This window comes from Algoriphagus sp., assembly GCF_024642405.1.
GTDB lineage: Bacteria > Bacteroidota > Bacteroidia > Cytophagales > Cyclobacteriaceae > Algoriphagus.
Genome location: NZ_JAHEBC010000378.1, coordinates 1 through 3,549, shown reverse-complemented (window position 1 = coordinate 3,549; position 3,549 = coordinate 1). Strand labels below are relative to the sequence as shown.

Below are 3,549 nucleotides of genomic sequence, written 5' to 3'. Positions count from 1 at the left end.
GAACCCAACAAGCCAGACCTCAAAATAATGGATCAAGAACACAACCAACGGTTAGACAATCAACCGGAAATACTAACAAAGGAAGAGTATCTCAACCTACGCAAAGCAGAAAGTCTAGCCCTACTGTAAGATCTTCAGGGTCAAACCAATCTCAATCCACAACTAGAAGTGCTCCTAAAGTAAGTAGCAGAACAAGTTCTTCAAAAAAATCATCCACTTCATCTACAGTAAAAAGAAGCAGTTCTAGTTCAAGAGGAAATAATTAGTGAAATAAAATTAACGGACTATTTTAATCAGTATAGCCAAAAGCTATACTGATTTTTTTTGATGGGATTAACAGCTAGTTGAAATGATACTTTTTAAGTATTTTGGTCTTTCAACCATCCAACCAAGCATGAAATCCTTCTTTACTATTGTCTTGATTTTTGCAGGATTTTTCTCTTTCGCTCAAGAAATGCAGAAAATCGACCTACCTATTAAGTACCGAAACATTGGCCCATTCAGAGGTGGCCGCTCTGTCACGGCAACAGGGGTAGTGAATGATCCTCTTACCTATTATATGGGAAATACTGGAGGTGGAGTCTGGAAAACTTCAGATGCCGGTCAATATTGGGAAAATATTTCTGATGGTTATTTCACAACATCTTCTGTCGGAGCAATAGCGGTATCGGAAAGCAACCCTAATATAGTTTATGTAGGTATGGGAGAGCATGCACCAAGAGGTGTCATGACTTCACATGGTGATGGAGTCTACAAATCCACAGATGCAGGTAAAACTTGGGTGAAATTAGGACTTGAAAAAACCCAACATATTTCAAGAATTCAAATTCATCCTACAAATCCAGATATTCTGTATGTAGCTGCTCAGGGGGCCTTACATGCACCGAATCCAGAACGAGGAATTTACAAATCTACTGATGGTGGAGAGTCTTGGGAACTAGTTTTATTCGTGGATGACAAAACAGGAGCTGTTGAATTATCTATGGATATGAATTATCCTGAAATATTATATGCTGCCATGTGGGAGCATCAAAGAGTACCATGGAAGGTAATAAGCGGAGGCCCAGGCAGCGGTCTTTATAAATCAGTTGATGCTGGAAAGACATGGCAAAAAATCCATAAAGGTCTTCCTGAGGAAAAAGGTAAAATGGCTATTTCAGTTTCCCGAGCAAACTCAAATAAAGTCTATGCTCTGATCGAGTCAGACACAAATAAAGATAAAGGAGGGCTATTTGTTTCCAATGATGCAGGTGAAAGTTGGTCTATGGTCAGTGGAGATAATCGTCTAGTTCAAAGAGCATGGTATTACATTGAAGTTTTCGCAGATCCAAATGACGAGCACACAGTCTATGTAATGAGTGCACCGGCACTTCGATCTATTGATGGTGGAAAAACTTGGGAGAATTTACCTAGTGCCCATGGCGATTACCATGATCTCTGGATCAATCCTAAAAATTCCAAAAACATGGTTCTTGCAGATGACGGAGGAGCAGCTATCTCTTTCAATGGAGCAAAAACATGGTCTACCCAAGAGAATATGCCAACTGCACAATTTTACCGGGTGAATGTTGACAATCAATTCCCCTATCGAATATATGGTGGACAGCAAGACAATACATCAGTGGTCATTAACAGCATTGCATTAGGTAGAGGAAGCATCACAACTGAAAATTGGAATTATTCTGCTGGGGGCGAAAGTGCTTTTTTAGCATTTGATCCAGATGATCCTCGATATGTTTTAGGGGGAAGCTATTTAGGAACGATTGAAGTTCTTGATATGAAATCCAATGCAAGCACGAACATTATGATCGAGCCCATCCAATATCTTGGAAGAGAAGCTAGAGACATGAAGTATCTTTTTAATTGGAATGCCCCAATCATCTGGTCGCAGCATGAGGAAAATACTTTTTACCATGGTGCGCAGTATTTATTAAAAACCAAAGATATGGGAACAAGCTGGGAAGTTATCTCTCCGGATCTGACCAGAAATATCGACGAAAAGCAAGGAAATGGTGGAGGCCCATATACCAATGAAGCAGTGGGAGCAGAAAACTATGGCACTTTGGCTTATGTCAAAGAATCCCCCCATGAGGCAGGTTACATATGGACAGGCTCCGATGATGGCTTTGTCCATTTAACAAAAGATGGCGGAGAAAACTGGGAAAATGTAACTCCGAAGGTGTTGGAGGAATGCTTAATAAACGCAATTGAAGTTTCCCCTCATGATCCGGCTACTGCCTACATCGCAACGACTAGATATAAATTTGATGATAAAACACCAGGTCTTTACAAAACCACCAATTATGGAAAGACTTGGACCAATATTAGTTCAAATATTCCATACGGCGCATTTACCCGAGTTGTAAGAGAAGATACCAAAGTTAAAGATCTGCTTTATGCTGGTACAGAAACAGGTATGTATCTTTCAAGAAATGGAGGAGCTAGTTGGGAGATTTTTCAATTAAACCTGCCAGTCGCACCTATTACGGACTTAATTCAAGCACATGGAGACTTAATTGTGGCAACCGCAGGAAGATCATTTTGGATTTTGGATGATTTGAATTTGGTTAGGGCAGCTCAACCAAAAGTAGAGAAATCACTAGTTTATTCTCCTGATGAAGTGATTCTGGGGAATTGGTACAGCAGAATGAATGGAAACATTGACGATTTTGATGGGACAGATCCTTTTAGTGGAGTCAATCCAGCAAGTGGAATGGTTATTTATTATCACCTTCCTGAAAATGCCACGGATTCTACAGAATTGACCTTAGAAATCCACGATTCCAAAGGTGAATTGGTGCGTACTTTTTCATCTAAAAAGGATGAAGACTTTAAGTCTTATGCAGGAGGCCCATCACCAGAGCCAACACTTACCACAAAGAAAGGAATCAATAGATTTGTATGGAATTTGAGTTATCCTACTATGCCTGGAATAGATGGAGCATATATAGAAGCGGGTTATGGCGGACACACTGCTATTCCCGGAACGTATAAAATTTCAATACTTTCAGATTTAGGATCCTCTGAAGCAACAGGTAAAATTACGAAAAACCCACTTTACGAAATTTCAGAAAACCAATATCAGGAATACCATGAATTCATGCTAGGTATGGAGCAGGAACTCACTAAAATGCATAATATGGTGAATACTGAAATGGAATATCAAAAGCAACTTTCAAGTTTCTTGGAAAAAATTAAGGAAAATGAAACGTATGCTACAATTAATTCTGAAGGAGAAAAATTACTGAAAGCACTAAAAGCTTGGGACGAATCAATGATACAGCGTAAATCTAAAGCATATGATGATGTTGAAAATTTCCCAAATAAATTCACTGCAAACTATATGTATGTAATCAACCAATCGGATAGCTCTATTCCAAAAATCAATCAAGGTTCGAGAGAAAGAAGAGCTGAACTTGAGGAAGAATGGAAAGTCCTTGAAGCAGAAGGAAACAGGTTGTTGAAAACAGAAATTCCTGCTTTTAACAAAATGGTTCAAGAGGCTGGAATCGGTATTTTATTTGTGAAGTAATTGATTCAAAACTCTAA

General features: G+C 39.0%; 2 protein-coding genes. Both read left to right on the top strand.

Going from position 1 to position 3,549, the window contains the following annotated elements; genetic code table 11:
* Positions 1-266: hypothetical protein (locus Q0L68_RS18040; protein WP_296705653.1), on the top strand; the 266-nt coding region annotated here is incomplete at its 5' end.
* A 128-nt stretch (positions 267-394) separates the two neighbouring features.
* Positions 395-3,532, top strand: coding sequence for a glycosyl hydrolase (locus Q0L68_RS18035; RefSeq protein WP_296705652.1), 3,138 nt, complete (start codon positions 395-397; stop codon positions 3,530-3,532).
* Positions 3,533-3,549 lie beyond the last annotated feature (17 nt).